The sequence below is a fragment of the Streptococcus cristatus genome (assembly GCF_008369405.1).
In the GTDB taxonomy this organism is placed as follows: domain Bacteria; phylum Bacillota; class Bacilli; order Lactobacillales; family Streptococcaceae; genus Streptococcus; species Streptococcus cristatus_G.
Genome location: NZ_VSJJ01000001.1, coordinates 84,078 through 99,254 on the forward strand (window position 1 = coordinate 84,078; position 15,177 = coordinate 99,254).

Sequence of the window (15,177 nt, forward strand, 5' to 3'; positions counted from 1 at the left end):
TTTTTAGCTAAAGGGATTTTCTCAAATTAAAGGAATACAAACATGAAAATGGTAAAAAGAGTAGTGGGAATTGCTTTGGTGCTGTTGTTTGCAGCGGTGCTATTTCTGGTTCCTGCATCTGTTAATCAAAGTGAACAATTAAAGAATGTTCAAGGCAGTGCTTCCTGGATGAGTATTATTGAGCCAGCTTTGAGCAATGCCAATGTAACGGCTCAGGGAGTCAGCACGGAGGTTTCTCTCAATAGCGTCCAGCTTAATCAGGTGCTCAAGTCTTCTCTGGCTGACTCTGAGAATCAGGAGCTGCTGAACAGTGTTTACAGTATTGAAGGCAATAAGCTACGCATCCAGTATCCAGTTAAGTTGCTCTTTATTGACAGTAAGCTGGACTTAGAGGTGGATGTGACGGTGAGAGATAATGTCTTGCACATCACAATCGATAGTGCCAAGCTGGGCTCTCTTCCTATCCCTAAATCTTGGGTGACAGGCATGCTGAAGCAACAAATGCAGGCTTCTAATTCATCTATCACGACGGAGGGAGATAGTTTCCTTCTAGCTCTGCCGCAGAGTCAATTCAGCATTAATAAAATCAGCTTCCAGAATGGAGCTGCTAAAATTCAGTTCAGCATGGGTTATGGAATTCAATGATTTTAAAATCTAATTTAAACCAAATTTCTAGATTGAAGAAAAGATCTATTTTAGATGATGCTCTTCAATCTTTTTATATTTAAGAAAATTGATCGAATAGAGCATGATGAAAATACCATATTTTGTAACTTTGTAGGTATCAATCAGGAATATTAAAAAATTCTGACAATTTTTTCGGAATTATGCTAAAATGAAGAAAAGGAGGGAAAACGATGAAATTTTACTCAATAGATCCAAATGTTGATGTGGTTGAAACTCCGGTCGAAGAGCAAGGACGTCTCATCCGCCATTTGCACCTTGCTAAAGGAAAACAAATTCCTGAACATAGCGCAGATGCTCTTGTTACAGTTGTCTGTCTAGAAGGAAAAGTGGATTTTACTGCCCTGGGAGAAACTGTACAATTGGTACCGGGAAGTTTTCTGACAATGGAGCCTAATGAACTTCATAGTTTATATGGCGTAGAAGAGAGCCATGTTTTAGTGATTCAGCAGTTGCTTTATCCCTGATCTGCTTGAACAGATGCTCTTTCAACTTTAACTCAAGGAATTTTTCTATTTCTTGAGTTTTTTTATTCTATTTTCCAAGAGGGCTTTGTCGCTAATTTTATGCTATAATAAATACTATGCAAACTAAACCGACTTCTGCCTATGTGCATATCCCTTTTTGTACTCAGATTTGTTATTACTGCGATTTTTCCAAGGTTTTTATCAAAAATCAGCCGGTGGATTCTTATCTGGAGCATTTGATTGAGGAGTATCATTCTTATAATATCAAAAAGCTCTGTACCCTCTATATCGGTGGTGGGACTCCGACGGCTCTATCAGCGCCTCAGTTGGCTTTTTTGCTGGAGAAGCTGACGGACAAGCTGGACTTGTCTTATCTTGAGGAGCTGACCATTGAAGCCAATCCTGGGGACTTGGATGAGGAGAAGATTGCTGTACTTAAAGATTCGCCTGTCAATCGGGTTTCGCTGGGCGTCCAGACTTTTAATGACCGCATGCTTAAGCAAATTGGTCGCAGTCACTCGGAAAAGGACATTTACGAGAATATTGCCAATCTCAAAAAAGCGGGTTTTGACAATATCTCGATTGATCTGATTTATGCCCTACCCAAGCAGACCATGGAAGATGTAAAAACCAATGTTGCCAAGGCCATTGCTCTGGACATTCCTCACATGAGTCTGTACAGCTTGATTTTGGAAAATCACACAGTATTCATGAATCGGATGCGGCGAGGGAAACTGCCTCTGCCCAAGGAAGACTTGGAAGCGGAGATGTTTGAATACATTATAGCTGAGCTCGAAAAGGCCGGCTTCGAGCATTATGAAATTTCAAACTTTTCCAAGCCAGGCTTTGAGAGCCGCCACAATCTCATGTATTGGGACAATGCTGAATATTATGGTATCGGAGCTGGAGCATCTGGCTATGTTGATGGTGTTCGCTATAAAAACCACGGCCCCATTCGTCATTATCTGCAGGCGGTGGAAGCGGGCAATGCCCGTGTACAGGAAGAAGTGCTGACGCTGAAAGAAAAGATGGAAGAAGAAATGTTTCTAGGACTGCGCAAGAAATCAGGAGTTTCTAAAAAACGTTTTGAAGAAAAATTCGGTCTTTCCTTTGAAGATCAATACGGAGCTGTTGTGATTGAACTGACTGAGCAGGGTTTGCTAGTGCCAGACAAAGACATCGTGCGCATGACTAAGAAGGGCCTTTTTTTGGGCGATACGGTTGCTGAGAAATTTATATTGGAGTAAATCATGGGCTTAACTTATCAAATGAAAATGAAAATTCCCTTTGATATGGCGGATATGAACGGCCATATCAAGCTGCCTGATGTCATCTTACTGTCTTTGCAGGTATCAGGCATGCAGTCGATTGAGCTCGGCGTCAGCGACAAGGACATGCTGGAGCAGTATAATCTAGTCTGGATTATCACGGACTATGATATTGATGTGACACGACTGCCACGATTTGCAGAGGAAATCACCATTGAGACAGAAGCATTGACTTACAATCGGCTCTTTTGCTATCGTCGCTTCACAATTTTTGATGAAGCAGGTCAAGCTATTATCCAGATGATGGCAAGCTTTGTCCTCATGGACAGAGATAGCCGTAAGGTTCATGGGGTGGAACCTGAGATTGTTGCACCTTATCAGTCTGACTTTTCTAAGAAATTGCTGCGCGGTCCCAAGTATCCAAACTTAGAAAATCCTATCAGTAAGGACTACCATGTGCGTTTTTACGACTTGGATATGAACGGTCATGTCAACAATAGCAAGTATCTGGACTGGATTTTTGAGGTCATGGGAGCAGATTTCCTTACCCAGCATATTCCTCAGAAAATCAACCTGAAGTATGTCAAGGAAGTCCGGCCGGGCGGGATGATTGCCTCTAGCTATGAACTAGACGGTCTGCAGAGCACTCACCAGATTTCCAGTGACGGCGATGTCAATGCACAAGCTATCATCACTTGGCAAGAGATTGAAAAAGATTAGAAAGTAATGTATGACTTATAAAGGATATTTGATTGATTTAGACGGGACGATTTATAAGGGAAAGAGCCGGATTCCAGCAGGAGAGGTCTTTGTGCATGAGCTGCAGAAGCGCAAGATTCCCTATCTTTTCGTGACCAATAACACTACGCGCACGCCAGAAGCCGTGAAGACCATGTTGGCTGAGAATTTCAATATTGAAACGCCGCTTGAGACTATTTACACAGCGACTTTAGCGACCATTGACTATATGCAGGAGAAAAATCTGGGCAAAAAAGTCTATGTCATCGGTGATGTCGGACTTAAACAGGCTATTGAAGAGGCTGGCTATATAGAAGACACAGAAAATCCTGACTATGTGGTAGTAGGGTTGGACTGGGAAGTGGACTATGAGAAGCTGACAATAGCGACTCTGGCCATTCAAAAAGGTGCTCACTTTATTGGGACCAATCCTGACCTCAATATTCCGACGGAGCGAGGTCTGCAGCCGGGTGCGGGAGCTATCAATGCCCTCTTGGAAGCAGCTACTCGGGTTAAGCCCACCTTTATCGGCAAGCCCAACGCCATCATCATGGAAAAAGCCATAGAGCATTTAGGGCTGGCGCGTGAGGATGTGGTCATGGTGGGGGATAACTACCTGACAGATATTCGAGCGGGAATTGACAATGGCATTCCGACCCTCTTGGTTACGACAGGCTTTACCCTGCCAGAAGAGGTACCAAATCTGCCGATCCAACCGACGCATGTATTGTCTAGTCTAGCGGAGTGGGACTTTGATGCGTGATAAGTTAAGATTTTCAGCCAGCGTCTTGTGCTTGCTGGCAGCAGCTATCTTACTGACTATTTATCTGGCTTGGTTATTTTACCCGCTGGAGATTTCTTATTTCGCTTTGCCTGATAAGGTTCATTTAAAAGCAGAGACTATCCAGTATAATTTCAATATTTTGATGAATTACTTGACCAATCCTTTTAGTCAGCAGCTGGCGATGCCTGATTTTCGCTCGTCAGCAGCTGGGCTGTATCATTTTCAGGCGGTCAAGTATCTCTTCCACTTGGCGCAGGTTGTCTTTGTACTAACCTTGCCGGCTTTTATTTTCTTTATCCAAAAAGTGATCAAAAAGAGATTTTTAGCTCTTTATCAAAGAAGCTTGTTTATCTTGAGTGTATTGCCCTTCGTCATGATTTGCTTGGCTGGCTTGATTGGTTTTAACAGCTTTTTTACGCTCTTTCACCAAGTGCTTTTTGTGGGAGATAATACATGGCTATTTGATCCAACCAAGGATCCAGTTATCTGGATTTTGCCAGAAGAATTTTTCATGCACGCCTTTATTCTTTTTGCTCTTCTTTACGAGGGAATCTTTTTAAGTTTGTATTTTTTCAGTAGAAAGACTCGTAGCTAATAATAACAAAGGAGATTTTATGAATACTTTACCTGAGCCTTTAAATCCCAAGAAAGATTTGGGGAGATTTTCAGCAAGCTGCTTCACTTATTCTATCGTGATGCTTGTGGTCGTTATCCTTTATACTGTCTTTTCCTATTTCTTTGTTCTTTTTCAGCAGGGTTTTGATATAGGTAAGACTGAGGAATTTGTAAAAAGTTTTATGGATAAAGATGGCGGTTCCTACATTATCGCTTCTTGTTTAGGTGTGCTTATTTTCACGATTTTCCGAGGCAAGCAGCTTTTTACTCGAGATTTGCGCAAGAAAAATAAGAAAATGACAGCCAAAGTCTTCTTCTTCATGATTTGCTTCTTGTTTTTCTCTCAGCTGTTCAGCACTGTGACAAGTCAAATCATGAATGCTATTTTGTCGCTCTTTGGTTTGGATCTTTCTGAGATTTTATCACAGGATTTTAGCTCTCATTCAATCACCATGTTTATCTATACAACGATCATGGCACCGATTACGGAGGAGATTATTTTTCGAGGAGCAGGCTTGCGAGCTTTGGAAAAGCACGGAAAAGTATTTGCTATTGTCATGACGGCTCTTCTTTTTGGACTGTTTCATGAAAATCTCTATCAGCTTTATTTTGCTGCTATGATTGGTCTGGGATTTGGTTACATCGCTTTTGAATATTCCATTTTCTGGGTGATCTTCTTCCATATTTTCAATAATTTGGTCATCGCAGAAGGACTTGATTTTCTGACCAACTATATCCCAGAAAGTATCGTGAATCTCATAAATTATGGATTGATGACTGCAGGAACAACGGTAGTATTGATTGTACTCATCCTAAATAGGTCGAAAATTAAAGCTTATATTATTGAAAATAAATCTCAGCCCGGCACATATAGGCAAGCCTTTAAATCAGTTTGGTTCTGGGTATTTTCAATTTTATGTGTGCTTGCTGCCTTTTTACCGATCCTTCTTGTCTATATCACTACAAGATAATAAAGAAATTAAAAGAAGTCTAACATGCTTCTTTTTTCTATATTCAAACAAATGATTTATTTTGACAGAAAATGATAGAAAATGCTTGACTTTGAACTTTAATCTTGTATAATAGAACTGTAATCGATTGCAGAGGAGGTGTTCTATGCTGAAGTCGAAAAGAAAACAGCTGATTCTCGAAAAAGTTACCAAAGATAAATTTGTATCTTTAGAGTATCTAGTACAAGCTTTAAACACTTCAGAATCAACTGTTAGAAGAGATTTAGATGAGCTTGAAAGCGAGCGGAAGTTGAGGCGTGTGCATGGTGGTGCAGAGAGTCTTCATTTCTTGCAGGAGGAAGAAAGCAATCAAGAAAAATCTATCAAAAACATTCAAGAAAAAACCAGAATTGCTCAAAAAGCAGCCAGCTTGATTCAAGAATACGATGTCATTTTTATTGATGCAGGGACGACCAATGAACTCTTAGTCAATGAATTGCACGATCCGAGCGTGACGGTGGTGACCAACTCTATCCACCATGCGACTAAGTTGGTGGAGCGCAACATTCCCACTGTGATTATTGGTGGAGTGGTAAAACGGTCGACAGATGCCAGTATCGGTGGTGTCGCTCTAAATCAAATTGGACAACTAAATTTTGACAAGGCTTTTATCGGAATGAATGGAATTGACAGTGGATTTTTCACAACTCCAGACATGGAAGAAGGAGCAGTGAAACGCACTATTCTTGAAAATGCTAAGAGAACTTATGTTTTGGCTGATGCCTCAAAGTTGGGCAATACATCTTTTGCAAAAGTGGCCCCAATATCGCGCGCAAGGCTTATTACAAACCAAACTGAATCTGAAGTGATTCAAAAGATTAAAGAAAAAACGGAGGTAATAGAAGCATGATTTATACAGTCACACTAAATCCTTCCATTGACTATATCGTCCGCTTGGACAAGGTCAATTTAGGCAGTGTCAACCGGATGGACAGTGATGATAAGTTTGCCGGCGGTAAGGGCATCAATGTCAGTCGTGTTCTCAAACGACTAGGAATTGAAAATACAGCAACGGGCTTTATTGGCGGCTTTACTGGGAAATTCATCACAGACAACTTGGTCAGCGAAGGGATTGCCAGCAATTTTGTCGAAGTGGATCAGGATACGCGTATTAATGTCAAGATTAAGGCGGATGCTGAAACAGAGATTAATGGCCCCGGTCCAGAAATTTCCACTGAAAAGCTAGCTGAGCTCAAGGAAATTCTTTCTTCATTGTCTCCAGCTGATACGGTAGTCTTTGCCGGCAGCAGTCCTAAGAATCTAGGAAATGTTGTTTACAAAGAACTGATTGGTCTGACCAGAAAAACTGGCGCTCAAGTAGTCTGCGACTTTGAAGGACAAACCTTGCTGGATTCCTTAGAATTTGAGCCGCTTTTGGTTAAACCCAACAATCACGAACTAGGTGATATTTTCGGTGTCAAGCTGGAAAACTTGGATCAGATTGAAAGCTACGCCCGTCAAATCTTAGACAAGGGTGCCCAACACGTCATTATTTCTATGGCGGGTGACGGTGCCCTGCTGGTGACTCAGGATGGTGCTTACTTTGCTAAGCCCATCAAGGGAAATGTGAAAAATTCTGTCGGGGCTGGAGATTCCATGGTGGCAGGCTTTACTGGAGAATTCGTCCGTTCAGGCGATGCAGTAGAGGCCTTCAAATGGGGTGTAGCCTGCGGAACAGCCACCACCTTCTCAGATGATTTGGCGACAGCTGATTATATCAAAGAAACTTATGAAAAAGTAGAGGTAGAAAAAAGATGAAAATTCAGGATTTACTGAGAAAAGATGTCATGTTGCTGGATTTGCAGGCAACTGAAAAGACAGCAGTTATCGAAGAGATGATTCAAAGTCTTGTGAAACATGGTTATGTGACAGATTTTGAAACTTTTAAGGAAGGAATCCTTGCGCGTGAAGCCCTGACTTCAACTGGTTTGGGTGATGGAATTGCCATGCCTCACAGCAAAAATGCTGCAGTAAAAGAAGCAACGGTCCTCTTTGCGAAGTCAAATAAAGGTGTAGACTATGAAAGTTTGGATGGCCAGCCGACGGATCTCTTCTTTATGATTGCTGCTCCAGAAGGTGCTAACGATACTCACTTGGCTGCTTTGGCTGAGTTGTCCCAATACCTGATGAAAGATGGTTTTGCTGAAAAATTGCGTAAGGTATCTTCGCCAGATGAAGTTATTGCTCTTTTTGACCAAGCGTCTGAAAAGGCAACTGAACCAGCAACTGTTGCTCCTGCAATTGAGGGAGGGGACTTCCTTGTAGCGGTTACAGCTTGTACAACAGGGATCGCCCACACTTACATGGCTCAAGAAGCCCTTCAAAAAGTGGCTGCTGAAATGGGTGTTGGCATCAAGGTTGAAACCAACGGTGCCAGTGGTGTCGGCAACAAACTGACAGCAGAAGATATCAAAAAAGCGAAAGCAGTCATCATCGCAGCAGACAAGGCTGTTGAAATGGATCGTTTTGACGGAAAACCTTTAATCAGCCGCCCAGTTGCAGACGGTATTCGCAAGACAGAAGAGCTCATCAATTTAGCTCTTTCAGGCAATGCTGAAGTTTATAAGGCTGCTAATGGTGGCGCTGTAGCAGCTAGCAGCAATGAAAAACTGAGTCTAGGCGGAGCATTTTACAAGCATTTGATGAGCGGTGTTTCCCAAATGTTGCCATTCGTTATTGGCGGCGGAATCATGATTGCCATTGCCTTCTTGCTGGATCAGATCTTAGGTGTGCCAAAGGATCAGCTCTCTAATCTGGGAAGCTATCATGAAATTGCAGCTCAATTTAAGGCGATTGGTGGTGCAGCCTTTGGTTTCATGTTGCCAGTCTTGGCTGGATACATCGCTTACTCAATTGCTGAAAAACCTGGTTTGGTTTCTGGTTTCGTAGCTGGTGCAATTGCTAGTAGCGGTGCATCATTTGGTGGTGTTGCCTATGCTGCAGGTGGTGAGAAGACACTCTCTCTAGCAGGAGTATCATCTGGTTTCCTTGGTGCTCTGGTTGGTGGTTTCTTAGCTGGTGGTGTGATTTTAGTCCTTCGCAAGCTTCTTGCTGGTCTGCCTCGCTCACTTGAAGGTATCCGTTCAATCTTGCTCTTGCCACTTCTTGGTGTTCTTGTGACTGGATTCCTTATGCTGGCAGTCAATATCCCTATGTCAGCAATCAATACAGCCCTCAACGATTTCCTTGCTAGTCTGAGCGGAAGCTCTGCTGTCCTTCTCGGTCTCTTGGTCGGTGGTATGATGGCGGTCGATATGGGTGGACCAGTGAACAAAGCAGCCTATGTATTTGGTACAAGTACGCTGGCAAGCACTGTCTCAACTGGTGGTTCTCCAGTCATGGCAGCGGTTATGGCGGCAGGAATGGTTCCACCGCTTGCAGTATTCGTGGCAACTCTTCTTTTCAAAGATAAATTTACTACCGAAGAACGTGATTCAGGTTTGACAAATATCGTCATGGGTCTGTCTTTCATCACAGAAGGTGCGATTCCATTTGGAGCTGCTGACCCAGCCCGTGCAATCCCAAGCTTTATCGTCGGTTCAGCTCTTACAGGTGCTCTTGTAGGATTGTCTGGTATTAAGCTCATGGCTCCTCATGGAGGAATCTTCGTCATCGGTTTGACCAACAACCCAATCCTTTACCTTGTGTATGTTTTGATTGGTGCAGTTGTCAGCGGTATTCTTTTCGGATATTTGCGTAAACCGCTTGAAAAATAAAATATAGGCGAAAGAGAGTGGGACAGAAATCGGTAATTCGTTAGAATTCGATTTCGTCGTCCCACCTCCACGCAGTTGAGTAGGGCTGTAAAAGCTGATGAAATCAGCCTAGTAGAGCCCACTCAACTACTGCGTCTTGCTCGATAATCCAAAGACAATTAAGAGGCTAGGACTTTTGTAGCAGCCTCTTTTTGCCATAATTTGTATAGATGGGATAAGTTCATGAAAACATATATAGATAAGTTAATTGTGAATATGAAAGCAGAAATTGCTTGGGAAGCATTGAAAATGATGGATGAATGGCTCCCTAGTTTGTCAACAAATCAAGCCATTTACTTTAAAGGTGGAGAAGACTTTTTCTACGAAGGAAGAAAGTACCATATTGTGACAAAAGAAGGGATAAAAATGTCTTGCGAAATAAGCGAGGTCAATGAGGAAGCCTTTTGGATTGAGATACATGCGAGACATTCTCTTCTGCATTTGATTTTAAATTGTCAAGTGATTCCTTTGACTTCTTCGACCTACCAATTGGTAAGAACACAATCTTATCCAGGCTTTGTTGGATTTTTATTTAATCTATTCTTTAAGCGTAGAGAAGTAGGTGAGACGAGCGAGTATTTGGAAGTATGGAGGAATTACGCCCAGAATCAGCTTCAGACTTTGTGAGAATCCGTCACCATCTCCTATCTGGATAGAGTCCTGAAAACAATTATCGCTAGAAAGATACATCAAATTATGTTATAATGGACTATCGTATATTTTTAGGAGAATAGTAATGGAATTACAACGTGAACAAGAATTTGTCAGCCAGTATCATTTTGATGCACGCAATTTTGAATGGGAGAAGGAAAATGGAACACCTGAAACAAAAGTTGACGTGAATTTTCAGCTGATTGAAAGAAATGAAGAAAAGAATTCAACATCCATGATTGTGATTTTGACTTTCATGATTGTATTTGATCGTTTTGTGATTAGTGGAACGATTACGCAGACAAATCATATTCAAGGGCGTTTGGTAGAGGAACCTAGTGAGTTTGAACATGAAGAAGTGGAAGAATTGGCGCGTCCTTGCTTGACCATGCTCAATCGTTTGACTTATGAAGTTACTGAAATTGCGCTAGATTTACCAGGTATTAATTTGGAGTTCTAATGATGAAATTAGCGGTTATAACGGATTCGTCCGCTTTTTTACCGGATAGCCTACGTGGAAATGACCATCTTTTTGTGCTCGATATTCCAGTAGTGATTGCTGGAGAGACTTATGTAGAAGGAAAAAATCTGACAGCCAGTGAGTTTTATGAGAAGATGGCTGCTGCAGATGATTTGCCAAAGACAAGTCAGCCTAGTGTGTCAGAGTTGGAGGAGACCTTGACGCGTCTTGCTGGCGAGGATTACACGCATGTGTTGGGGCTCTTTTTATCCAGTGGGATTTCAGGATTTTATCAAAACATCCAGTATCTCAAGGACGAGTTTCCTGATTTAAAAATCGCCTTTCCTGATTCAAAAATCACCAGTGCTCCGCTGGGTCGCATGGTCGAAAATGCTTTGACTTGGGCCGCGGAAGGGCAGGATTTTGAGATGATTTTGACCAAGATTCAGCAGCAAATTGATGGGACCAGTGCTTTTATCATGGTTGACGATCTCAATCATCTGGTTAAGGGCGGTCGCTTGTCCAATGGCGCAGCTATTTTGGGTAATCTCTTGAGTATCAAGCCGATTCTGTATTTTAACGATGCAGGGGTTATCGAAGTTTTTGAAAAGATTCGGACGGAAAAGAAGGCGACCAAGAGATTGATTGAAGTAGTGGAGGAGAAAACTGCCTCTGCTTCTTATCAAGTCATGGTGATTCATGGGAATGCTGAAGAGAAGGCGGAAAGCTTGCGTCAACAGCTGATGGAGGCTGGCATCGCGGATGACATTCCTCTGGCTACCTTTGGTAGTGTGATTGGAACTCACTTGGGTGAGGGCAGCGTCGCATTGGCCTACATTCCGCTAGTCTAGAGTTTTGTAGAGCGGTTAGTCAAGAATAGAGAGAGGTTCGAGATGAGTATAAAAGTCATTATCGCTGGTTTCAAGGGAAATATGGGACAAGCAGCCTATAAGATGGTAACAGAAGATCTTGAGTTGTCATTGGCCGGTCTGCTAGATCCTTTTACAGATGAAAAGGAAGTAGCGGGAGTTCCAGTTTTCAATACTAAAGAAGAACTTACTGGTCTTCAGGCGGATGTCTGGATTGACTTTACGACTCCCAAAGTGGCTTATGAAAATACTCGCTTCGCTCTTGAGAATGGCTTTGCTCCGGTGGTCGGAACGACTGGTTTCACGCCTGAGCAGATTGAAGACTTGACCCAACTATCTCGTCAAAAGAGTCTGGGCGGTTTGATTGCGCCGAATTTTGCTCTAGGAGCCGTTTTGCTTATGCAGTTTGCAGCCCAAGCAGCCAAGTATTTCCCAGATGTGGAAATTATTGAGCTGCATCATGACAACAAGAAGGATGCACCGAGTGGCACGGCTATCAAAACAGCTGAATTAATCAGTCAAGTTCGGACAAGCAAGCAACAGGGAGCGGCTGATGAGGAAGAATCCTTGGCTGGTGCCCGTGGAGCTGCCTTTGACGGCATGCGGATTCACTCAGTGCGTTTGCCGGGCTTGGTCGCTCATCAGGAAGTTATCTTTGGTAGTCAAGGAGAAGGGCTGACTTTGCGGCATGACTCCTATGATCGGGTTTCCTTTATGACTGGGGTAAATCTGAGTATCAAAGAGGTAGTGAAGCGCTCTGAATTGGTCTATGGATTGGAACATTTACTATGAGATTAGAGAAGATGCCTTCTGAGTTTCAGGAGGCTTTGCCAGTATTAGAGAAGATTAAAGAGGCCGGTTTTGAGGCTTATTTTGTCGGTGGTTCTGTACGAGACGCTCTGTTGAATCGGACGATTCACGATGTGGATATTGCCAGCTCAGCCTATCCTGAGGAAATCAAAACAATCTTTCCTCGGACAGTTGATGTCGGCATTGAGCATGGAACGGTTCTGGTCTTGGAAGGCCAGGGAGAATACGAGATCACGACCTTTCGGACTGAGGATGTCTATGTGGACTATCGCCGGCCTAGTCAGGTCTCTTTTGTGCGCTCTTTGGAAGAGGACTTGAAGCGCAGGGATTTTACAATCAATGCCCTTGCTTTAGACCAAGAGGGGGAAATTGTAGACCTCTTTAACGGTTTGGCAGATATGAAAAATCGTACTCTGCGGGCAGTCGGAGTGGCTGCAGAGCGGTTTAACGAAGATGCCCTCCGCATCATGCGGGGCTTTCGGTTTCAGGCTGGTTTAGACTTTGATTTGGAAGAGTTGACCTTTCAGGCTATGGCAGACTGTGCGCCGCTTTTGGAGAAGATATCGGTAGAGCGGATTTTTATTGAGTTTGACAAGCTCCTGATGGCACCTTTCTGGCGAAAAGGTCTGGAGAGCCTGATCAAGGCTGCTGCCTACGATTTTCTGCCTGATATGAAAGATTCAGCAGAGACTTTGCAGGAACTATTAGACGGTTTAGAAGAAGATTTTCAATTTTCTAGTTCTGAGCAGGCTTGGGCTGCGCTTTTGCTGGCTTTGAAGGTAAAAGATGTTCGTAAGTTCTTGAAGCATTGGAAAACGTCCAATGACTTTCAAAAGCGAGTAAATCAGCTAGTGGCTGTTTATGAGATTCGACAAGAACGTAGCCTGTCTAAGCGAGATTGCTATCAGTATGATTTGGATTTGATTCTGCAAGCTGAAAGTTTGAGACAGGCAGCAGGCTTGCCAGTTGAGTTTGAGGCTATTGAGGCGACACATGCTGCTCTGACCATTCATGATAAACATGAGATTGTAGTGACGGGCAGTCATTTGATTCGAGATTATGGCTTTAAACCTGGACCAGAATTAGGACAAATCCTGACTAAAATTGAATTGGCCATTGTCGACGGAGAATTAGCAAATAGCAAGGAAGAGATTATGAACTTTATTAAGGAGCAAGTTGGATGAGTGACTTTATCGTTGAAAAGCTGACTAAGTCTGTCGGGGATAAGACAGTCTTTCAAGAGATTTCTTTTATCATTCACGACTTGGATCGGATTGGACTGATTGGAGTCAATGGGACAGGAAAAACCACCCTTTTGGATGTCTTATCTGGCAAATCAGGCTTTGATGGTGATGTATATCCTTTTTCAGCAAAATCTGACTATAAAATCTCCTATTTGACTCAGGAACCAGACTTCGATGAAGACAAGACGGTCTTGGATACTGTTTTGTCCAGTGATTTGCGAGAAATGCAGCTCATTCGAGAATACGAACTGCTCATGGCTGCTTATGATGAAGCTAAGCAAGCTCGTCTGGACAAGGTCATGGCAGAAATGGATTCGCTACATGCTTGGGAGATTGAGAGTCAGGTAAAAACCGTCTTATCCAAGCTCGGTATCTCAGATTTGGCAGCAAAAATCAGCCAGCTTTCAGGTGGTTTACGTCGGCGGGTCCAGTTGGCGCAGGTTTTGCTTTCAGAAGCAGACTTGCTGCTGCTAGATGAGCCGACCAACCATCTGGACATTGATACGATTGAATGGCTGACAAATTTTCTCAAGAACTCAAAGAAGACGGTTCTCTTTATCACCCACGACCGCTATTTTTTGGACAATATTTCAACGCGGATTTTTGAATTGGACGGCGGGAGCTTGATTGAGTATCAGGGCAATTATCAGGACTATGTCCGACTAAAGGCTGAGCAGGATGAGCGCGATGCTGCCCTGCTACACAAGAAACAGCAGCTTTACAAGCAGGAATTGTCTTGGATGCGCCGTCAGCCTCAGGCACGAGCGACCAAGCAGCAGGCACGTATCAATCGTTTCCATGACCTCAAAAGTGATTTGGCTGGTCAGACCAATCAGACGGATTTAGAGATGAACTTTGAAACCAGCCGTATTGGGAAGAAGGTTATCGAGTTTAAGGATGTGGATTTTGCATACGGAGAAAAGCAGATTTTGTCGCATTTCAATCTCTTGCTGCAAAATAAGGATCGACTGGGCATTGTCGGAGATAATGGAGTGGGCAAGTCTACTCTGCTCAATCTCATTGCTGGTCAGTTGCAGCCTCAATCTGGTCAGATCATAATCGGCGAGACAGTCCGAGTGGCTTATTTCTCTCAGCAGATTGAAGGCTTGGATGAGTCCAAGCGGGTCATCAATTACTTGCAGGAAGTGGCGGAAGAAGTTAAGACAGGGAGCGGAACAACATCTATTGCTGAGCTCTTGGAGCAGTTTCTCTTTCCTCGCTCAAGCCATGGCACTTTGATTGAGAAGTTGTCTGGCGGAGAAAAGAAGCGGCTCTACCTGCTCAAACTTTTACTTGAAAAGCCCAATGTCCTGCTTCTGGACGAGCCGACCAATGATTTGGATATCGCAACCTTGACAGTTCTAGAAAATTTCTTGCAGGGCTTTGCAGGGCCAGTGATCACAGTTAGCCACGATCGCTATTTCCTCGATAAGGTAGCCAGCAAGATTTTAGCTTTTGAAGATGGACAGGTCAGAGAGTTCTTTGGCAACTACACGGACTATCTGGATGAGAAGGCTTTTAGACAATCCAGCGCAGCTATTTCCCAAAAGAAAGAAAAGGAAAAGCCAGTCAAGGCGCGGGAGCAGAAGAAGCGGATGAGCTACTTTGAAAAGCAAGAGTGGGAGACCATCGAGGCGGATATCGAGGAGCTGGAGGCACGTATCGCCGCCATTGAGACGGAAATGGAACAGAACGGTTCGGACTTTACCAAGCTATCGGAACTTCAGAAGGAGCTGGATGACAAGAACGAGAAGCTTCTTGAAAAGTATGAGCGCTACGAGTATCTGAGTGAGTTGGAGTAGTACAGTTACATAGTACATGT

The 15,177-nt window shown here is 43.2% G+C and carries 16 protein-coding genes; all 16 read left to right on the top strand.

The genetic code is table 11. The features are described from left to right. The first annotated feature begins 42 nt into the window (after positions 1-42). The 16 genes from FXF62_RS00480 (at position 43) to FXF62_RS00560 (ending at position 15,157) form a co-directional block, all read left to right on the top strand. On the top strand, positions 43-645 hold the full coding sequence (locus FXF62_RS00480) for a hypothetical protein (protein ID WP_149517232.1): 603 nt from the start codon (positions 43-45) through the stop codon (positions 643-645). Between the two features lie 212 nt (positions 646-857). After that, positions 858-1,151 carry a cupin domain-containing protein gene (locus FXF62_RS00485; RefSeq protein WP_005590484.1) on the top strand — a complete coding sequence of 98 codons (294 nt, stop codon included), beginning with the start codon at positions 858-860 and terminating at the stop codon, positions 1,149-1,151. Positions 1,152-1,267: 116 nt separating this feature from the next. Beyond that, on the top strand, positions 1,268-2,398 hold the full coding sequence (hemW, locus tag FXF62_RS00490) for a radical SAM family heme chaperone HemW (protein ID WP_149517233.1): 1,131 nt from the start codon (positions 1,268-1,270) through the stop codon (positions 2,396-2,398). Positions 2,399-2,401: 3 nt separating this feature from the next. Further along, a complete protein-coding gene (locus FXF62_RS00495; RefSeq protein WP_149517234.1) occupies positions 2,402-3,139 on the top strand; it encodes an acyl-[acyl-carrier-protein] thioesterase in 738 nt (245 codons plus the stop codon). Between the two features lie 10 nt (positions 3,140-3,149). Next, entirely contained in the window at positions 3,150-3,920 is a 771-nt protein-coding gene (locus tag FXF62_RS00500; RefSeq protein ID WP_149517235.1) for a TIGR01457 family HAD-type hydrolase, read from the top strand. Next, positions 3,913-4,536, top strand: a complete 624-nt coding sequence (locus FXF62_RS00505; protein ID WP_149517236.1) for a TIGR01906 family membrane protein — start codon at positions 3,913-3,915, stop codon at positions 4,534-4,536. Before FXF62_RS00500 ends, FXF62_RS00505 begins: the two co-directional genes overlap by 8 nt. 19 nt (positions 4,537-4,555) lie before the next feature. Then, positions 4,556-5,527 carry a CPBP family intramembrane glutamic endopeptidase gene (locus FXF62_RS00510; RefSeq protein WP_149517237.1) on the top strand — a complete coding sequence of 324 codons (972 nt, stop codon included), beginning with the start codon at positions 4,556-4,558 and terminating at the stop codon, positions 5,525-5,527. A 145-nt stretch (positions 5,528-5,672) separates the two neighbouring features. After that, positions 5,673-6,416 (top strand): DeoR/GlpR family DNA-binding transcription regulator, encoded by a 744-nt coding sequence (locus tag FXF62_RS00515; protein ID WP_149517238.1) that lies wholly within the window; start codon positions 5,673-5,675, stop codon positions 6,414-6,416. Beyond that, positions 6,413-7,324 carry a 1-phosphofructokinase gene (gene pfkB / locus FXF62_RS00520; RefSeq protein ID WP_149517239.1) on the top strand — a complete coding sequence of 304 codons (912 nt, stop codon included), beginning with the start codon at positions 6,413-6,415 and terminating at the stop codon, positions 7,322-7,324. Before FXF62_RS00515 ends, pfkB begins: the two co-directional genes overlap by 4 nt. Continuing rightward, on the top strand, positions 7,321-9,282 hold the full coding sequence (locus FXF62_RS00525) for a PTS fructose transporter subunit IIABC (RefSeq protein WP_149517240.1): 1,962 nt from the start codon (positions 7,321-7,323) through the stop codon (positions 9,280-9,282). Before pfkB ends, FXF62_RS00525 begins: the two co-directional genes overlap by 4 nt. 222 nt (positions 9,283-9,504) lie before the next feature. Continuing rightward, positions 9,505-9,948, top strand: coding sequence for a hypothetical protein (locus tag FXF62_RS00535; RefSeq protein WP_149517241.1), 444 nt, complete (start codon positions 9,505-9,507; stop codon positions 9,946-9,948). Positions 9,949-10,057: 109 nt separating this feature from the next. Next, positions 10,058-10,432: a DUF1149 family protein gene (locus FXF62_RS00540; RefSeq protein WP_015605101.1), complete on the top strand. Its 375-nt coding sequence runs from the start codon at positions 10,058-10,060 to the stop codon at positions 10,430-10,432. A 2-nt stretch (positions 10,433-10,434) separates the two neighbouring features. Next, entirely contained in the window at positions 10,435-11,283 is an 849-nt protein-coding gene (locus tag FXF62_RS00545) for a DegV family protein (protein WP_149517563.1), read from the top strand. Positions 11,284-11,325: 42 nt separating this feature from the next. Then, positions 11,326-12,093 carry a 4-hydroxy-tetrahydrodipicolinate reductase gene (gene dapB / locus FXF62_RS00550; RefSeq protein ID WP_149517242.1) on the top strand — a complete coding sequence of 256 codons (768 nt, stop codon included), beginning with the start codon at positions 11,326-11,328 and terminating at the stop codon, positions 12,091-12,093. Continuing rightward, a complete protein-coding gene (locus FXF62_RS00555; protein ID WP_149517243.1) occupies positions 12,090-13,295 on the top strand; it encodes a CCA tRNA nucleotidyltransferase in 1,206 nt (401 codons plus the stop codon). Before dapB ends, FXF62_RS00555 begins: the two co-directional genes overlap by 4 nt. Then, positions 13,292-15,157 (top strand): ABC-F family ATP-binding cassette domain-containing protein, encoded by a 1,866-nt coding sequence (locus FXF62_RS00560; protein WP_149517244.1) that lies wholly within the window; start codon positions 13,292-13,294, stop codon positions 15,155-15,157. The genes FXF62_RS00555 and FXF62_RS00560 overlap by 4 nt, the downstream gene beginning before the upstream one ends. Positions 15,158-15,177: the final 20 nt, after the last annotated feature.